This is a genomic window from Pantoea sp. EA-12 (assembly GCF_030053355.1).
GTDB lineage: Bacteria > Pseudomonadota > Gammaproteobacteria > Enterobacterales > Enterobacteriaceae > Pantoea > Pantoea vagans_C.
The window spans coordinates 15,764-30,418 of the sequence record NZ_JASGBY010000018.1 but is presented as its reverse complement, the minus strand read 5'-3'; the positions used below and the strand labels follow the sequence as shown (position 1 = coordinate 30,418).

Here is a 14,655-nt window from a genome sequence, read left to right as displayed (position 1 = left end):
AACTGCTTATTCCGAATTCGTCACAGTAATAGCAATATCCTATAGGCAAAAACCCTGCGCAGCTGCTATACCTAATCCGTTAATTCAACGGAAAAAGGGAGGGCGCGGTATGACCTTTGCGATCAGTGACGAAGTTCAGCAGAAAGAGGGCGGACCCACGATGGTGGTGACCGGCTATGCCAGCGGAATGGTAGAGTGTCGTTGGTATGATGGCTACAGTGTGCGTCGTGAGGCGTTCCGCAGTGACGAACTGAGTCACCTGTCGACCGCGCAGCAGCTGGCCAGCTGAACGTTATTCGGGACGGCAATCACCGTCCCGTTGCGTTTTTAGCTATTTGATTTTCCTTTGATCCCTGCCTGTACGCTTCCTCATCACCTGACTACACTTTTGGCATTCGACTTCTTTCGGAGCATGGTTGCTGATGCCAAAATCGCCTCTCCCCCCGCGAGCGAAAAATCCGTTTTTACCGGTCCATCTCTGCTTTTTAGCGGTTTTTTTATTTTCAGCGTTCCTCACGGCGCATGAAGCGGTTGAGCTTAAAAACAACTATGAAGAGCGCCAACGCGCGCAGCTCGCTGATTTTCAAAAAAGCCTCGACAGTCAGTTTCAGGAAAGCCTCGATGAACTGATGTACTACCAGAAAATGCTCAATTATGCGCTGACCCATCCGCTGGACTCTGACCATGCGCGTGAGGCCATCAGGCGTTTTCAGCAACTACGCCAACAGCCCACCTGGCAGCTGCAAATCGCCAGTCCGCGAAGTATGCCGTTAAATGGCATCAGCGACAGTCGGTTGCAACAGGATGGATTATTGCAGCGTGACAATGCGCATCTTGATCAGGAACTGCGGGCAGCGCTGGAATTCAGTTTTATTATGCAATTCGGCGACCCAGCGCAGGATTTCCATTCACGCTTCTGGTACACCTCGCGTGCGGGCTTTTACATCAGTTCGCGTCCCCCACAAAGCCTGCAGGAACTGGAAGAAAGCTATTCAACCATGGTCACGCGTCCCTATTTCCGCGATCAGGATCCCGCCAGTCCTCTACACGCGCGTTTACGCTGGACTGAAGCTTACCAGGGACTCTTCAACGAGGGACTGATGTTAACCGTGAGTACGCCAATCATCAGTAATGGTTACTGGTATGGGGTGTTGTCCATGGACTTCACTCAGCAACGTATCCATGCCTTGCTCAGCAAAGCGAGGCAGAGTTATTTACAGGGAAAATTGCTGATTGTTGACCGTGGCATGCATGAAATAACCCGGCTCTCAGGACGTCACGATCAAGCACTCACCCCCGAGCAGCAAGCGCGTCTGGAGCAGAAAATGCGCGAACACCCAGCTGGCATCATGCGGCTGGGAACGCAATTTGTCAGCTGGAGCAAACTGACCAATGTTGATGCGTGGATGGTCAATATTCAAAGCTTAAGGCAAGGCATGGCCCAACCATTAGGGCGTGTCGCGATTTTCCTGCTGGCAATGTGGCTGCTGTTTGTTCTGCTGTTGGTGGTTTCTCACCGCGTGATCTTCCGTCTGGTGCGGCGCATGGACGATCTCTCCTCCAAACTGACCTGGCGCGCCAATTATGATGGCATGACACGTCTACTCAATCGCAATGCCTTCTTCGAGCAGTTTGTGGCGCTGGCGGCACACAACAAACAGCAGCAAACACCCATGGCGGTGATACAGCTGGATGTCGACCATTTCAAAAACGTCAATGATACCTGGGGTCATGCGGCGGGTGACCAGGCACTAATTCGTGTGGCGGGCGTGATCAGCCATACACTGCGCAAATATGACATTGCCGGGCGCATTGGCGGTGAGGAGTTCTGTATCGTGCTGCCGGAAACCACACTGGAGGATGCCAGCGCGGTGGCAGAGCGTATTCGCACACGGTTAGCGGCGAAAACGATTTTAGTTAATAGCACGACAACCTTTAACATCACGCTGTCAGCAGGGGTTACGGGCAGTGAAGAGCAGGGCGATTACCACGCAGAGAGCCTGCAAGCGACCGCCGATCGTCGCCTGTATCAGGCTAAAACCAGCGGTCGTAATCGCGTGTGCGCGGAAGGTTAGACTTTGCCGTCGTTGTCCTCTTCCACCGCCTGATAGATACGTTGCAGGATGTCTGGAAACGCGGATTGCACCCGACTCCAGCTGGGGATAAATGGCTTCTCGTTAGGACGTTCGATAAAAGACTGTCCAGCATCAAGGATGGCCTGAGTGAACATTTCAACGGCGGCTTCTTCGATGTGTTGATCAAACTTGAGGCCATTCATCGTCGCTTCGTGGTTATAAATCTCCATCATGTCCAGCGCGTTGCGGTAGTAGGTGGCTTTGAGCACGCGGAAAGAGTCACTGGTCAGTGGCACGCCCATTGTCGCGAGCTTGCGCAGCAGCGATTGCACAATGTCATTGCTCATCCGTTTTAACCCGCCGGTGCCATCCTCTTCGGACAGCGGTTGATGCTTATGATCGTAGTTATCCGCAATCTCCACCTGACAGGTCTGACGCGTGGTGTAGTTGCGGTAGATCTCCGATAACACGCCAATCTCCAGCCCCCAGTCACCGGGTATTTTTATGCCATTCAGCACGTGAGTGCGCATAGCAAATTCGCCGGAAAGCGGATAGCGGAAGCTGGTGAGGTAATCCAGGTATTCGGAATGGCCATACACCTTTTGCAGCGATCGCAACAGCGGGCCGACCAGCAGGCGGCCGACGCGGCCATTGAGTTTTCCATCTGCCACGCGCGCATAAAACCCTTTGCAAAACTCATACTGGAAAGCGGGGTTGGCAAGCGGATAGAGCAGGCGGGCGAGCATGCCGCGTTCATAGGTGACGATATCGCAATCGTGCAGCGCTACGCACTGCGTACGATCGGAGGCCAGCGTGTAGCCAGTGCAGAACCACACGTTACGCCCTTTGCCCGGCTGGCTGGGAGATAACCCTTCTTTATCCAGTTCCGCGTCCAGCGCTTTGAGGCGCGGGCCGTCATTCCATAAGATGCGATGCCGTTGCGGCAACCGAGAAAAGAACTCGCGGGCAAAGAGAAACTGCTCACGATCGGCACGATCCAAACCAATGACGATTTCGTCCAGATAGGGCACTTTGGCCAGTTCGCTGACGATATTATCCAGTGCCGGGCCTTCTAACTCGGAAAACAGTGAAGGTAAAATCAGCCCCATTTTGCGTTTACGGGCAAAACGCACCATCTCCTTTTCCAGCGATTCAACGCTGCGGTGGGTGAGATTATGAAAGTTAGTAATGACACCATTTTGGTAAAAATCACTCATCGTCTCATCCTTAGGTCAGGCGGTTAATCGGGTTGTGCCAGAAAGTAATCCAGCCCTTCACGCCAGCCCATTGGGCCGACATGCGCGGTGTGATAAACGTGTTGATGATCTTCGCGCTGGAGTCTTACCGGGGTCTTGCTGAAGCCTTTGATCACCACGGCATAATCAACCTGATCCAGCATCGGTACATCGTTAGGGCCATCGCCTAAACCGATGGTGATGCGTGTACGTGCTTCCTGTTGTGCCAGATGCTGCTGCAATTGGGTGAGTGCCACGCCTTTGCCACTGCCGGCTGGCATCACATGCCAGAATCGTCCCCCTTGGGTCAGCGCTAAGTGGTGTTCCGCCAATGCGGCGCGAAAGTCATCTAACTTATCGCCATCATCCCGCCACAGCACCACTTCTGAGGCATCACGCAGCCGACTTTGGCTGGCTTCGGTGAGTGTCAAACCGGTAAAGCGAGCGACTTCGGCATCGCTGAAATCATGAAAGCCGGTGAAGCGGAAGTCGGATTGTAGTTTACGCAGCGTCTGGCACAACTGCAGATAGGGTTCGCCCGGTTCATCCGCGAGGCGCGGTTCGCCATTGAGCGCAATGCGTGCACCATTTTCGGCGATAAAAGGGGAGCCGCTGAGACCGAGGCGTTTTTGCAAAGGAATAATTTCAGCCGCCGTTTTACTGGAACAAATCACCACGGGGATGGCATGTTGTTTCAGGCGTGTCAGCCACTCACTGGCGGCATCCCAGTTGTAATCATGATGGTCCAGCAGCGAGCCATCGAGGTCGGTCACTATCATTAAGGACGAATCGAGTCTGAGCATCGTTACACTCCTTACGCCAGGCGCATCCATAAAGCAGAGAGCAATCAGTATAATAGCGTAATCGGGATCACACTTTTTCGCGGGTAAGTTCCAGGATAAATCTTAAATCGTCATGCGTGCTACGCGGTTTGTGCGTGATTTGTGCACGTGAAAAACACAGTGAGCACAGAGTGTTTTCGGTAACATACGGGGAAGCTAATGCATTTTTGTTCGATTTACACGCAAAATTGGGACTTGTCTTGTGTTGACTAAAGCGTAACCTCAATCGGGTGTTAAGAATTCCCTGGTGTAACGAATTTACTGATTAACTTTACCCGGCGCCCCCGCCGGGTATTTTTTTGAAATCGATTTCAACGATTCACTTCGGTGATGGAGAAGTCGCGGATGTCGAGTTCGAAGGCTTCTGCCAGTTCGGTGTAGGAGTCGTAGGCTTCACCATTCACTTTCACACGATGCGCATGTTCCGCTTCCATGAACTCTTTAACCTCGCCTGAGGTTTTCTTCTGAATCGCTCCCAGCAATGCTTCTACATCGATATTCACTTCACGCTGCACGTTGTCGCTGTACTCTTTCGCGGTCGTCATAGTGGGCCTCCCAGAGGCGATGAGATTCAGGTTAAGTATAGACAACGCAGGTGCATGAGCGGGAAGGGCGGATTTCGGGCAAAAAAAAAGCCCGCGCTGCGCGGGCAAAAATCCTTGTTACTTTTAGGTTGACTGCGCCTTTGGGGTTGGTGCAGTACCGAGAAGTGTACGAGCAGGCCGCGTCAGAAGTCTCTCTGCTAAACGTTAAGAAAGTGAAAAGTCAGGTTTTGACAGATCTTTACCCGAGTCAAACCCCATTTCTGTTATCAGTGTCTATGCTTAATCTTGAACGATTATTTTTCATTATCAGGGAGTTAGTATGGATTTTATTCGAATTGTGATTGCGATTTTGTTGCCGCCGCTGGGGGTGTTTCTGCAAGTGGGTTTCGGCGGTGCTTTCTGGCTGAATATTTTGCTGACGCTGTGCGGATATATTCCCGGCATCGTGCATGCGGTGTGGGTTATCGCACGACGCTGATCGCGATCAGGCAGCGGGCTTTTTCTTCCGTTACACTGTGTGCAGGACAATTTCAGGAGAGCAGTAAATGAAGGTCAATGACCGGGTAACGGTAAAAACCGATGGCGGCCCACGTCGTGTCGGCACAGTGTTGGCGGTGGAAGGCTTTAATGAAGGCGTGATGTATCTGGTGGCGTTAGAGGATTATCCGCTGGGGATTTGGTTCTTCAATGAGAGCGACCATGCCGAAGGCGTGTTTGTCGAGCCTTACGAAGGAGCGTGATGTACTGCTGATCACCTAACCAAATGCCAGTGCGCATGAATGCGCACCCTACGATAATCACACACGATCATCGTAGGTGTGCCATTCATGGCGACCGAAAGACGCTTAACGGGCAAGCGTGGCGTCCCGCATCATTTAAAACGTTTCCCAATTATCATTGCTGTTCGGTGCAGCCAGTGCCGGGCGCGGTGCCAGCGTTGGGGCTTTTAATGCCGGAGCTGAAGGAGCGACCATCCGTGAGGCTGGCGCATCGTTTAAACGGAATGCGGCGACGGCCTGGGTCAGACGACCTGCCTGGTCTTCCAGCGATGCCGCCGCTGAAGAGGCTTCTTCAACCAACGAGGCATTCTGCTGTGTCACGTTATCCATCTCGGTAACCGCCAGGCTCACCTGCTGAATACCACGGCTCTGCTCATCAGATGCGGCAGCAATTTCCGACATAATATCGGTCACGCGACGCACCGCTTCGACAATCTCACTCATCGTTGAACCTGCTTCACCCACTTGATGAGAACCGTTGGTAATCAGATCTACCGACTCCGCAATCAGGGATTCAATCTCTTTGGCTGCCTGCGCACTGCGTTGTGCCAGATTACGTACTTCACTCGCCACCACGGCAAAGCCACGGCCTTGTTCGCCGGCGCGTGCGGCTTCAACGGCGGCATTCAGCGCCAGAATATTGGTCTGGAAGGCGATGCTATTAATCACATTGGTGATTTCAGCGATCTTCTTCGAACTGCCAGAGATATTGTTCATGGTTTTCACTACACCATTCACCAACTCCCCACCGCTGCGCGCTTTCCCTGAAGCGTCCGCTGCCAGCTGGCTGGCATGATGCGCGTTCTCGGCGTTCTGCTTCACGGTTGCGGTAAGCTGCTCCATGCTGGCCGCCGTCTGCTCCAACGCGGAAGCTTGTTCCTCGGTGCGTGATGACAAGTCGGTATTGCCTGCAGAGATCTCACTCGACCCCTGATAAATCGCCACGGCGCCTTCACGTACGGTCCCTACGGTACGAACCAGCGCCGCCTGCATCAGTTGCAGATTGTGCAGCAGGCTACCAATTTCACTGCGGCCATAGGGCTGCTCTGGCGCGGTTAAATCGCCTTGGGCAATACGACCAATACGTTCTACAGACTGCTTAAGCGGGTTGATCACGACACGACGCAGGAAAACAAAGGTCAGAAGCACCAGAACCAGCGCGGCGGCAAACGCGATGGCCATAGCAATAAAGCCTACGCGTGACTGGTGCGCTGCTTCGGCATTAATCGCTTCCGCGCGGTCAGTACGGATCTTGATGGCTTTCAGCAACACGGCGTTGTAGGCATCATCCAGCTTACGGGTGACATCGGTCTCTTGCGCGACGATCCCCTCAAAGCTGCCTTGCTTAGCCGATTCAATCATCGGCTTCAGCCCCTTATCGATATAGTCGTTAAAACTGGCGGTCAGTGGTGCGTCCAGTGCCAAATCCTCTGGCGTCTTGGACTTGCGATCCATATAAGTTTTGAACCCTTCGCGCGCCTGCTTGATGCGTGTTTCTGTTCGCGCCAGATCGGCACGATAGCCATCCATCTCACCAATACGCGCAGCCGCACCGGATTGCAGAACATTTAAACGTGCGGTTCGCAGGTGGTTTGAGCTATTAGAAATGCCCATCCGAATTTGAATTTCATCGGTGGCATCATTGAGGGAATTATTACTCTGAATAAGAAAGTAGCTGGCGAGGCCGATACACAGGGCGAAAAGTAGCAGAATGCCACCAAAGATCATGCTGAAAAGAGGCATCAGGCGCAGGTTCTGCCAGATGCTGAGCTTATATTGCTCATCAATCGATGCTGTTTTCATATCCTTGCTCTCATTTTGGGTAGGTGTTCTGAGAACTAGCATCGGCAATAAACGGCAAAGGCTTAGACGGGGAAGTGGGATCTGGCTCGCAAAACCCAGCAAAACGACAGAGGGCCAATCGGCGGATTGGCCCTCTGTCTGCTACGGATATTAACCCTTAGGGACTATCGTACGTTGACATAAATCCCGGAGGTCACATTATCGGTAAGACGCACCACATGATAAATAACCTGTTTATTATGTGTCTTAATTTTGCGTTTAATATTACCTTTATGTGACGATACCGTTTTGGCTTTAATTTGCATCTTATCTGAAATTTGAATGGTGTCATGTCCTGACATCCACATTTTCAGCATGTTCGATTCAGTCTGACTTAATGTCAGTGGGTGAATATCGAGACCGGCGGAAATACGCGGCGCAACGCTGAGTTTCTTTTGCAGGTATGTGCCTAACAATGAATCCAGAGTCGATGTTTTTATCGATTTTGACGTAATAATCAGGTTCTTACGAACGTAGAGGTATTCCTCAAAATGGATATTCGAGATGGCCATGAAAATAAAGAATAGCGTATCAGGATGCTGCATAATAATGGCACGAATACGATCGCTGGAATCGGATTCGTGAATGAAGCATTCTTCGTTAATAAACACGACACCTGGTTTTAATTGTTCACATCTTTGTTGCAATTGTTCGATATCAGAGACCGGAGTAATGTTTTTCTTTTTAACTCCTTTGGCCGACATATAGTCTGATAATCCCAGGCGTGTGTAGTTACATGAATCCATAATAATCGTTGGCATTATAGCGACCCTCACCAATTTGTTATCCGTTTAAATCAACGATGAATACGCGTTTGCGGTACGAGAGAGATTTCCAAAGACACTTTTTTATTCTGCTCGGCAGACTGGCGAAATGTATCCGTGCGCCATCATGACTCTTCCCTGAACCCTTCTGCGAAGTTTTTTGTGTTACTTCAACGTCACTCTTGTCCCCGCGACAGTGGGAATCGCCGGGAGTTTGCATTAAGTGTGTAATTCGCTCTGTTTTTGAGAGCCCTGTCACTATCGCGCAAGTCACAGACAAATCTGATAGGACAATTCTTAAAAACATTTGAATCGCGAAAGTGTGACGTTTCAGCGAGTGTTGACAATGCCGTAAAAAAGGGATTTAGACAAGAAAAATCGCTGTAAAATTTTTTTTGTTTAAAAACAGCCCTTTGAGCATTTTTTCAACCAATTCACAAGGTTTTCCACCTTAGGAATCGTCTGACTAAAATACGCGAAGCGCGGTTTAATAAGAATAATTTTCACCTGAAATGCGCATTTATCAGAATAACCTCAGTTGATTTCTGAGAAATATGGTTCGAAAAATGCACAGATTGATTTTGAATACTTAACTATCGCATAAGATTCGCTACAGAATCCTTAATTAGCGCGGGCGGGAGAGTTCTGACACAAACTGCGCGAGTAAATCAAAGACTTCGCCGAAAAGATGTTCGCAGAAGGGGGCGAGCAGCGGCATCATCATACCCAGGCTAAGGATCCCCACCGTTAAGGTAATTGGGAAGCCAATGGCGAAAACCGACAGCTGTGGTGAAACACGGTTTAACAAACCTAGTGCCATGTTTAGCGTGAGCAACAGAACTATTAAGGGCAGCGCTAACATCATGCCGTTAAGGAAAATTAACCCGGCGGACTTCACCAGCGCCATAAATGCATTGGCGTTGAGAGGTTGATCGTTAATCGGCAGGGTATGAAAACTGTCAACCAACAGGGAAATCAGCCACAGATGTCCGTTGAAAGTTAAAAACAGCAGCATCGCCAGCATATCGAGAAAACGTGCCAGTACCGGCATGTTCAAGCGGCTGCCAGGATCGAAGAAGGTCGCGAAAGATAAACCCATCTGCAAACCCACCACTTCACCGGCCATGCGCACCGCGGCAAACGCCAGTTGCATGGTCAGGCCAATACCGACACCAATCAGCAGCTGTTGTAGCAGAATCCAAAACCCGGCAGGGGTGAAGAGGGTGACTTCAACGGGCGGCAGCACCGGAATAACAATCCAGGTGGTCAGCACCGCGAGGCCAATTTTAACCCGTTTAGGAATCGACTTTTCGCTCAGCACCGGCGCACTGGCGAACAGCGCCAACAGACGTACCATCGGCCAGAAAAATTGCGCGACCCAATGGATCAGTTGGCTGCTGTCGAGATTAATCATTAGCCAATGATATACGGCAGGTTGGTGAACAGATTACGCATGTAATCCAGTACCAGATTGAGCATCCACGGACCGGCGATCACTGCTGTAGCGGCAACGGCAAGGATTTTCGGGATAAAGGAGAGTGTCTGTTCGTTCACCTGCGTCGCCGCCTGCAACAAACTGATGATCAAGCCGCTGACCAGCGCCGCCAGCAACAGAGGCGCGGCGAGCATCAACGCGATTCGCATCGCTTCCTGGCCAATTTGCATTACCGATTCAGGGGTCATGCTGCGCTCCTACGAGTAGAAACTTTGTGCAAGGGAACCGACCAAAAGCTGCCAGCCATCGACCAGCACAAACAGCATCAGCTTGAACGGCAGGGAAATCGTCGCCGGTGGCACCATCATCATCCCGAGCGCCATTAACACGCTGGCGACCACCAGGTCGATAATCAGGAAAGGAATAAACACCGTGAAACCAATCTGGAAAGCGGTTTTCAGTTCACTGGTAACATAAGCCGGCAGCAAAATGCGCATCGGTACCGCTTCTGGCCCTTCAATCGGGGCGGTATTCGCGAGGCGGGCAAACAGGGCTAAATCTGCTTCACGCGTCTGACGCAGCATAAATTCGCGCAGCGGTTGCGCGCCTTTATCTATCGCCACGTCCATGCTGATTTTGTCCTGACTGAACGGCAAATAGGCGTCGGAATAAATCTTGTCGAAGGTCGGCGCCATAATAAAGAAGGTTAAAAACAGCGCGAGGCCGAGCAGCACCTGGTTTGGCGGCGCTGATGGGGTGCCTAAAGCATTACGCAGCAGGCCGAAAACAATAATGATGCGCGTAAAACTGGTCATCATCAGCAGCACGGCTGGGATAAAAGTCAGCGAGGTGATGAAGACCAGTGTTTGTACCGGCAACGACCAGCTCTGACCGCCGTTGGCTAGCGGTTGGCTCACTAAACCTGGCAGTTGCGCATGGGCAACCGGTGCCAGCAACAGCAGCGGCAGAAGGGGAAGCAATCGACGCATCATTGGGGTTTTCCGGGACGTTTAACCAGGTTCTGAAACAGCTGACGAAAATCCTGCGGTGCAACGCTGTTGCTGGCCAACTCCTCTGGCGGCACAGGTGGCAATGAGTGCAGATGGGTAATTTGCTGAGCGGTCACACCCAGCACCAAACGCGCGTCGGCCGTGTCCACAATCACCACGCGTTCCTGACGGCCAACCTGCACACTGGCGCTGATTTTCAGCGCCTGAGTGTTGACGGTCTTAGGCGCAAAACCAAGGCGTTTAGCTAACCAACCGCAGGCCAGGATCAGCAGGACAATCACCGCCAGTACGCTGCTGACTTGTCCAATCACCGAACCGGTAGAGACCACCGGCTGGCTGTGGACAGGCTGGCCGATTTGCGCGTTCTTCAACATGCTTAACGGCTCAGACGACGCATACGTTCGGAAGGGGTGATGATATCGGTGATACGCACGCCATATTTGTCGTTCACTACCACCACTTCACCCTGGGCAATCAGATAACCGTTGATCAGAATATCCAGCGGCTCACCTGCCAGACCATCCAGTGCCACCACGGAACCCTGCGTCAGACGCAGCAGCTCTTTGATGGTCATCTTAGTGCGGCCCAGTTCTACCGTGAGTTTGACCGGGATATCCATGATCAAATCGATATCCTGCAGCGAGCCACTGGCACCGTTGCTGTCGAAAGACTTGAACACGTTCTCCGTTGGGTCCGGGGCGCTGGTGGTAGCCTGTTCGTTCATTGCTTCAGCCCACAGGTCGTCCGCAGAAATATCATCGGACGGTTTTTTGCTGTCACTCATCGGGCTGTTCCTCGTTCAGCGAATTCAAAATCGGGTTAATCAGATGTTCTACACGCAGCGCGTACTGACCGTTCATGGTGCCGTATTGGCTGGTCAGTACCGGTACGCCATCCACGTGTGCGATGATGCGGTCCGGCTTCTCAATGGGCAGGACGTCACCAGGTTTCAGTTGCAAAATGCGTGACAGGCGCAGCGATGTCTCAGCGAAGTGGGCAATCAGCTCCAGCTCTGAGTGCTGTACCTGTTTCACCAGATTGTCGCGCCAATGGGTATCTTCCTGGCGCGAGTTTTCTAATGGTGGATTGACCAGCAGCTCGCGCAGCGGCTCAATCATGGAAAACGGAATACAGATATTAAATTCACCTACCAGGTTACCAATTTCGACCTGGAACGGCGTGTTGACCACGATGTCGTTCGGTGAAGTGGTGATGTTGGTGAACTTCACCTGCATTTCAGAACGCACATATTCAACGTCTAACGGATAAATCGCTTTCCACGCATCGCTGTAACCATCCAGCGCCAGTTTTAACATGCGACGGATAACACGCTGCTCGGTATGGGTAAATTCACGGCCTTCCACTTTGGTCGGGAAACGGCCATCACCGCCGAACAGGTTATCCACGGCGATGAATACCAGACTCGGTGAGAACACTACCAGCGCGGTACCGCGCAACGGTTTCAGATGGATCAGGTTCAGGTTGGTTGGCACCGGCAGATTACGGGCGAACTCATGGTATGGCTGAATCTTGATCGCACCGACACTGATATCCGGGCTACGGCGCAGTAAGTTGAACAGCGCCATACGAAAATGACGGGCAAAACGCTCGTTAATGATTTCCAGCGCCTGCAGGCGCTCGCGCACCACACGACGCTGGGTATTGGGATCATAGGGACGGATATCACCCTCGGTCCCTTTGGAACTGTTCTCTACTTCCGCGCTGTCACTGTCGCCATTAAGCAGCGCGTCAATCTCAGCCTGGGAGAGAATGCTATCGCCCATTAAATCACCTCAAAATGAAGGCGGTAAACAGCACATCACTGACGACTTGCGGCGGTTGAGTTTTTACCAGCGGTGGCGCTAATACCTGTTTGATCTGCTCAACCAGGGCCTGTTTGCCTTGTTCAGTTGCAAGCTGCGCGGCATTTTGACGCGAGAGCAATAACAGCAAACGGCTGCGCACTTCAGGCAGGTAATCATTCAACCGACGACGGGTATCCTCATCCGGCAAACGCAGGGTAAAGCCCACGTACAATACACGGTCGGGATCGTTGTCAGGATTGACCAGGTTAACCGTAAACGTATCCATTGCAAAAAAGACAGGGGCGGCCGGTGGCTCTACTTTCGCCGCTTCCGGTTTGTCATCCCCGTGTTTATTCATCATTCGCCAGACTGCATAGCCTGCCACGCTGCAAGCGGCCAGCGTTACAATCAGTAACACCGGTATTAGTATTGAACGTTTGCGGCCTTTAGCTTTCGCGTTATCAGACATGTTTGCAGTTACTTCCTGTGAATTATGGGCAAGCCTTTCGGCTCACCTGGACAGATTATCCCGCGTCTTAAGTCAAACAATGGGAAGAAAAGACGCGGGTTTTACGCTTACCTTCAGCGTTTAGCCGCTGTCAGGCAAAGATATCGACAGCGCCGTTGCCGGTCGCGCGCGCCTGAAGGGCTGCCGGGACGGCAATAGGCGTTATCTCGTTTTCACTGTCCTGGGAGAGGGTAAAGCTGCCGTGCTGGCCATCACGACGACCTTCCTGCTGGCCCTGATAATTCTGGCTCTGTGCGAAGGCGTCGCTGCTGACGTTACTCTGTCCCAGGTTTATTCCGCTCTCCGCCAGCGCATTTCGCAGCTGAGGGAGAGCCGCTTCCAGCGCGGCCCTCACTTGGCTGTGGCTGGAAACCATACTTAACTGTGCCTGATCCTTATCAAGGGTCAGGTTGATCTGAATAGCACCCAGATCTTCCGGATGTAAGCGCAGTTCGGCATTTTGCTGACCGTTACGACTAAACATCACAATTTGCTGGCTAAGTGCCTGCTGCCACTCGTTGCTGCCGAGTTGGGCATTGAGCATCGGCGTCGACGGGGTGGTACTGGTCGTCGCCGTGCTGTTGGTCAGTGTGCTACTGCTGCTGACCGGGGCGCTGGTTAATGCTGTCACCGTATCACTGCCGCTTTGACTGTCACGGCGTTCTTCCGGTTTACTCAGGGCACTGAGTACTTGCTTAAAACTCTCGTCCAGTGTCAGCGTTGCGTTGCTGGCACTGGCCGTGGTGCTGGCGGCAGAGGCGCTGTTACTGGTCTGCGCCGCGCTGGCATCACTCTTCAATTCACTCAGCACCGTGCTGGATTTCTTTGGCGCGCAGCTGTCTGTTGAAGCGGGCTCATCCTTTAGTGCACTTTGTAGCGTCCGACTTAACAATGCACTGTTTAGCGTAGACCCTGCATCTGCTGATGTCTTATCAGTGCTGGCCCTGATCGCGCTTTGGCTGCTGCGGTCTTCCACTGCTGCCGGTAACATGGCAAATAACGCCTGCACATTCTGTAAGTCGCTGGCACTTAACGAACTTGCTTCAGTCTTGTCTTTATCATCGGCTGATTTCAGCGCGGCTTTAGTGTTTTCCGGCTGTAAAAGTGCGTTTAACGCTTCTGGTTTGTCCAGTGCCTGTAATAATGCGCTTAATGACGCTTTGGTGACGTCTTTTTCATCGACTTCTGCTGCTATATCAGTCGATTGCGTGTTAACACCTTGTTGCTTAGCCAGTGTTAATAAGCGGTTACCCAGTTCGGTGACAAACCCTTGTGGCAGGGCGTCACTGTTTTGCAGAGTGTCCGTTGAAACTGAACTTTCTGCGTTTCCCAAATTAGAGGTTTGCGTAACCACAGTTGGCAGCGTAATCATTCCCCTCTCCTCATTGCGGCCCGTTGGGCAAATTCATCCATCCGTTTCTGATCGAGACGGTTTTCTTGTTGTAATGCTTTTTCAGCCGCGCGGGTGATCAGCGTTTGATAAGCATTCAGTCGCTTATGTTTTTCTCGCCAGTTGCTTAATGCCTGATCAAGGCGCTGATTCCACTGGTTAAGCTGCTGCCGATGCTGTTCAATCGCTTTTTCCAGCGTCTGAATAAACTGGTGGTAATTGGTCCAGCGGGTGCTGGCGATGCCACCCGACATATCGGCGTTGAGTTTGTTGCGATACTCGTCCTGATAGTCGAGCAGCATGCTAAGTTGTTCATCTGCCTGCTGTACGCCACGGCGCATATCGCCCAAATGAATCACGGCCTGTTCCAGATCCTGCTCCGCAATGTCGCGCAGCTTATCGATAGCATTGGCAGTTTTCATGGC

Annotated in this window: 18 protein-coding genes; 4 read left to right on the top strand and 14 right to left on the bottom strand. The window is 52.0% G+C overall.

Going from position 1 to position 14,655, the window contains the following annotated elements:
- Window positions 1-109 precede the first annotated feature (109 nt).
- Both QMZ30_RS21670 and dgcQ read left to right on the top strand, forming a co-directional pair.
- Window positions 110-289 carry a YodC family protein gene (locus QMZ30_RS21670; RefSeq protein WP_039327770.1) on the top strand — a complete coding sequence of 60 codons (180 nt, stop codon included), beginning with the start codon at window positions 110-112 and terminating at the stop codon, window positions 287-289.
- 133 nt (window positions 290-422) lie between these two features.
- Window positions 423-2,075, top strand: coding sequence for a cellulose biosynthesis regulator diguanylate cyclase DgcQ (gene dgcQ, locus QMZ30_RS21665; protein WP_283228910.1), 1,653 nt, complete (start codon window positions 423-425; stop codon window positions 2,073-2,075).
- Here the strand turns inward: dgcQ and QMZ30_RS21660 are convergent.
- The 3 genes from QMZ30_RS21660 to yodD all read right to left on the bottom strand — a co-directional run bounded on the left by QMZ30_RS21660 (window position 2,072) and on the right by yodD (window position 4,697).
- Complete coding sequence (locus QMZ30_RS21660; protein WP_283228909.1) at window positions 2,072-3,292, bottom strand: glycosyltransferase family protein; 1,221 nt, start codon at window positions 3,290-3,292, stop codon at window positions 2,072-2,074. The two genes, dgcQ and QMZ30_RS21660, sit on opposite strands and share 4 nt — an antisense overlap.
- A 23-nt stretch (window positions 3,293-3,315) precedes the next feature.
- Window positions 3,316-4,113 carry a mannosyl-3-phosphoglycerate phosphatase-related protein gene (locus QMZ30_RS21655; RefSeq protein ID WP_283228908.1) on the bottom strand — a complete coding sequence of 266 codons (798 nt, stop codon included), beginning with the start codon at window positions 4,111-4,113 and terminating at the stop codon, window positions 3,316-3,318.
- Window positions 4,114-4,463: 350 nt separating this feature from the next.
- Complete coding sequence (gene yodD / locus QMZ30_RS21650; protein WP_283228907.1) at window positions 4,464-4,697, bottom strand: YodD family peroxide/acid resistance protein; 234 nt, start codon at window positions 4,695-4,697, stop codon at window positions 4,464-4,466.
- 319 nt (window positions 4,698-5,016) lie between these two features.
- Here yodD and QMZ30_RS21645 point away from each other — a divergent pair, with 319 nt between their 5' ends.
- Window positions 5,017-5,175 carry a YqaE/Pmp3 family membrane protein gene (locus QMZ30_RS21645; RefSeq protein WP_034824466.1) on the top strand — a complete coding sequence of 53 codons (159 nt, stop codon included), beginning with the start codon at window positions 5,017-5,019 and terminating at the stop codon, window positions 5,173-5,175.
- Window positions 5,176-5,242: 67 nt separating this feature from the next.
- Window positions 5,243-5,437, top strand: a complete 195-nt coding sequence (gene dsrB / locus QMZ30_RS21640) for a protein DsrB (RefSeq protein ID WP_058972725.1) — start codon at window positions 5,243-5,245, stop codon at window positions 5,435-5,437.
- Window positions 5,438-5,572: 135 nt separating this feature from the next.
- Here dsrB and QMZ30_RS21635 read toward each other — a convergent pair whose 3' ends face one another.
- From QMZ30_RS21635 to fliJ, 11 genes are all read right to left on the bottom strand, one after another.
- Window positions 5,573-7,279, bottom strand: coding sequence for a methyl-accepting chemotaxis protein (locus QMZ30_RS21635; protein ID WP_283228906.1), 1,707 nt, complete (start codon window positions 7,277-7,279; stop codon window positions 5,573-5,575).
- A 164-nt stretch (window positions 7,280-7,443) separates the two neighbouring features.
- Entirely contained in the window at window positions 7,444-8,079 is a 636-nt protein-coding gene (gene rcsA / locus QMZ30_RS21630) for a transcriptional regulator RcsA (protein WP_039327754.1), read from the bottom strand.
- Between the two features lie 628 nt (window positions 8,080-8,707).
- Window positions 8,708-9,496 carry a flagellar biosynthetic protein FliR gene (fliR, locus tag QMZ30_RS21625; protein WP_283228905.1) on the bottom strand — a complete coding sequence of 263 codons (789 nt, stop codon included), beginning with the start codon at window positions 9,494-9,496 and terminating at the stop codon, window positions 8,708-8,710.
- Window positions 9,496-9,765 carry a flagellar biosynthesis protein FliQ gene (gene fliQ, locus QMZ30_RS21620; protein ID WP_039327751.1) on the bottom strand — a complete coding sequence of 90 codons (270 nt, stop codon included), beginning with the start codon at window positions 9,763-9,765 and terminating at the stop codon, window positions 9,496-9,498. Before fliQ ends, fliR begins: the two co-directional genes overlap by 1 nt.
- 9 nt (window positions 9,766-9,774) lie before the next feature.
- Entirely contained in the window at window positions 9,775-10,506 is a 732-nt protein-coding gene (gene fliP, locus QMZ30_RS21615) for a flagellar type III secretion system pore protein FliP (RefSeq protein ID WP_039327781.1), read from the bottom strand.
- Entirely contained in the window at window positions 10,506-10,901 is a 396-nt protein-coding gene (gene fliO, locus QMZ30_RS21610) for a flagellar biosynthetic protein FliO (protein WP_039327749.1), read from the bottom strand. Before fliO ends, fliP begins: the two co-directional genes overlap by 1 nt.
- Before the next feature lie 2 nt (window positions 10,902-10,903).
- Complete coding sequence (gene fliN / locus QMZ30_RS21605; protein ID WP_039327747.1) at window positions 10,904-11,311, bottom strand: flagellar motor switch protein FliN; 408 nt, start codon at window positions 11,309-11,311, stop codon at window positions 10,904-10,906.
- Entirely contained in the window at window positions 11,304-12,311 is a 1,008-nt protein-coding gene (fliM, locus tag QMZ30_RS21600) for a flagellar motor switch protein FliM (protein ID WP_039327744.1), read from the bottom strand. Before fliM ends, fliN begins: the two co-directional genes overlap by 8 nt.
- A gap of 4 nt (window positions 12,312-12,315) precedes the next feature.
- Window positions 12,316-12,801 carry a flagellar basal body-associated protein FliL gene (gene fliL / locus QMZ30_RS21595; protein ID WP_283228904.1) on the bottom strand — a complete coding sequence of 162 codons (486 nt, stop codon included), beginning with the start codon at window positions 12,799-12,801 and terminating at the stop codon, window positions 12,316-12,318.
- Window positions 12,802-12,931: 130 nt separating this feature from the next.
- Complete coding sequence (locus QMZ30_RS21590; protein WP_283228903.1) at window positions 12,932-14,212, bottom strand: flagellar hook-length control protein FliK; 1,281 nt, start codon at window positions 14,210-14,212, stop codon at window positions 12,932-12,934.
- Entirely contained in the window at window positions 14,209-14,652 is a 444-nt protein-coding gene (gene fliJ / locus QMZ30_RS21585; protein ID WP_283228902.1) for a flagellar export protein FliJ, read from the bottom strand. Before fliJ ends, QMZ30_RS21590 begins: the two co-directional genes overlap by 4 nt.
- Window positions 14,653-14,655: the final 3 nt, after the last annotated feature.

Bases quoted from the DNA above. Each gene is read 5' to 3' on its own strand.
- QMZ30_RS21670 (WP_039327770.1), top strand. From the start codon at position 110: ATGACCTTTGCGATCAGTGACGAAGTTCAGCAGAAAGAGGGCGGACCC.
- QMZ30_RS21645 (WP_034824466.1), top strand. From the start codon at position 5,017: ATGGATTTTATTCGAATTGTGATTGCGATTTTGTTGCCGCCGCTGGGG.
- dgcQ (WP_283228910.1), top strand. From the start codon at position 423: ATGCCAAAATCGCCTCTCCCCCCGCGAGCGAAAAATCCGTTTTTACCG.
- fliM (WP_039327744.1), bottom strand. From the start codon at position 12,311: ATGGGCGATAGCATTCTCTCCCAGGCTGAGATTGACGCGCTGCTTAAT.
- fliO (WP_039327749.1), bottom strand. From the start codon at position 10,901: ATGTTGAAGAACGCGCAAATCGGCCAGCCTGTCCACAGCCAGCCGGTG.
- QMZ30_RS21635 (WP_283228906.1), bottom strand. From the start codon at position 7,279: ATGAAAACAGCATCGATTGATGAGCAATATAAGCTCAGCATCTGGCAG.
- fliL (WP_283228904.1), bottom strand. From the start codon at position 12,801: ATGTCTGATAACGCGAAAGCTAAAGGCCGCAAACGTTCAATACTAATA.
- fliP (WP_039327781.1), bottom strand. From the start codon at position 10,506: ATGCGTCGATTGCTTCCCCTTCTGCCGCTGCTGTTGCTGGCACCGGTT.
- QMZ30_RS21590 (WP_283228903.1), bottom strand. From the start codon at position 14,212: ATGATTACGCTGCCAACTGTGGTTACGCAAACCTCTAATTTGGGAAAC.
- QMZ30_RS21655 (WP_283228908.1), bottom strand. From the start codon at position 4,113: ATGCTCAGACTCGATTCGTCCTTAATGATAGTGACCGACCTCGATGGC.
- fliQ (WP_039327751.1), bottom strand. From the start codon at position 9,765: ATGACCCCTGAATCGGTAATGCAAATTGGCCAGGAAGCGATGCGAATC.
- rcsA (WP_039327754.1), bottom strand. From the start codon at position 8,079: ATGCCAACGATTATTATGGATTCATGTAACTACACACGCCTGGGATTA.
- QMZ30_RS21660 (WP_283228909.1), bottom strand. From the start codon at position 3,292: ATGAGTGATTTTTACCAAAATGGTGTCATTACTAACTTTCATAATCTC.
- yodD (WP_283228907.1), bottom strand. From the start codon at position 4,697: ATGACGACCGCGAAAGAGTACAGCGACAACGTGCAGCGTGAAGTGAAT.
- fliR (WP_283228905.1), bottom strand. From the start codon at position 9,496: ATGATTAATCTCGACAGCAGCCAACTGATCCATTGGGTCGCGCAATTT.
- dsrB (WP_058972725.1), top strand. From the start codon at position 5,243: ATGAAGGTCAATGACCGGGTAACGGTAAAAACCGATGGCGGCCCACGT.
- fliN (WP_039327747.1), bottom strand. From the start codon at position 11,311: ATGAGTGACAGCAAAAAACCGTCCGATGATATTTCTGCGGACGACCTG.
- fliJ (WP_283228902.1), bottom strand. From the start codon at position 14,652: ATGAAAACTGCCAATGCTATCGATAAGCTGCGCGACATTGCGGAGCAG.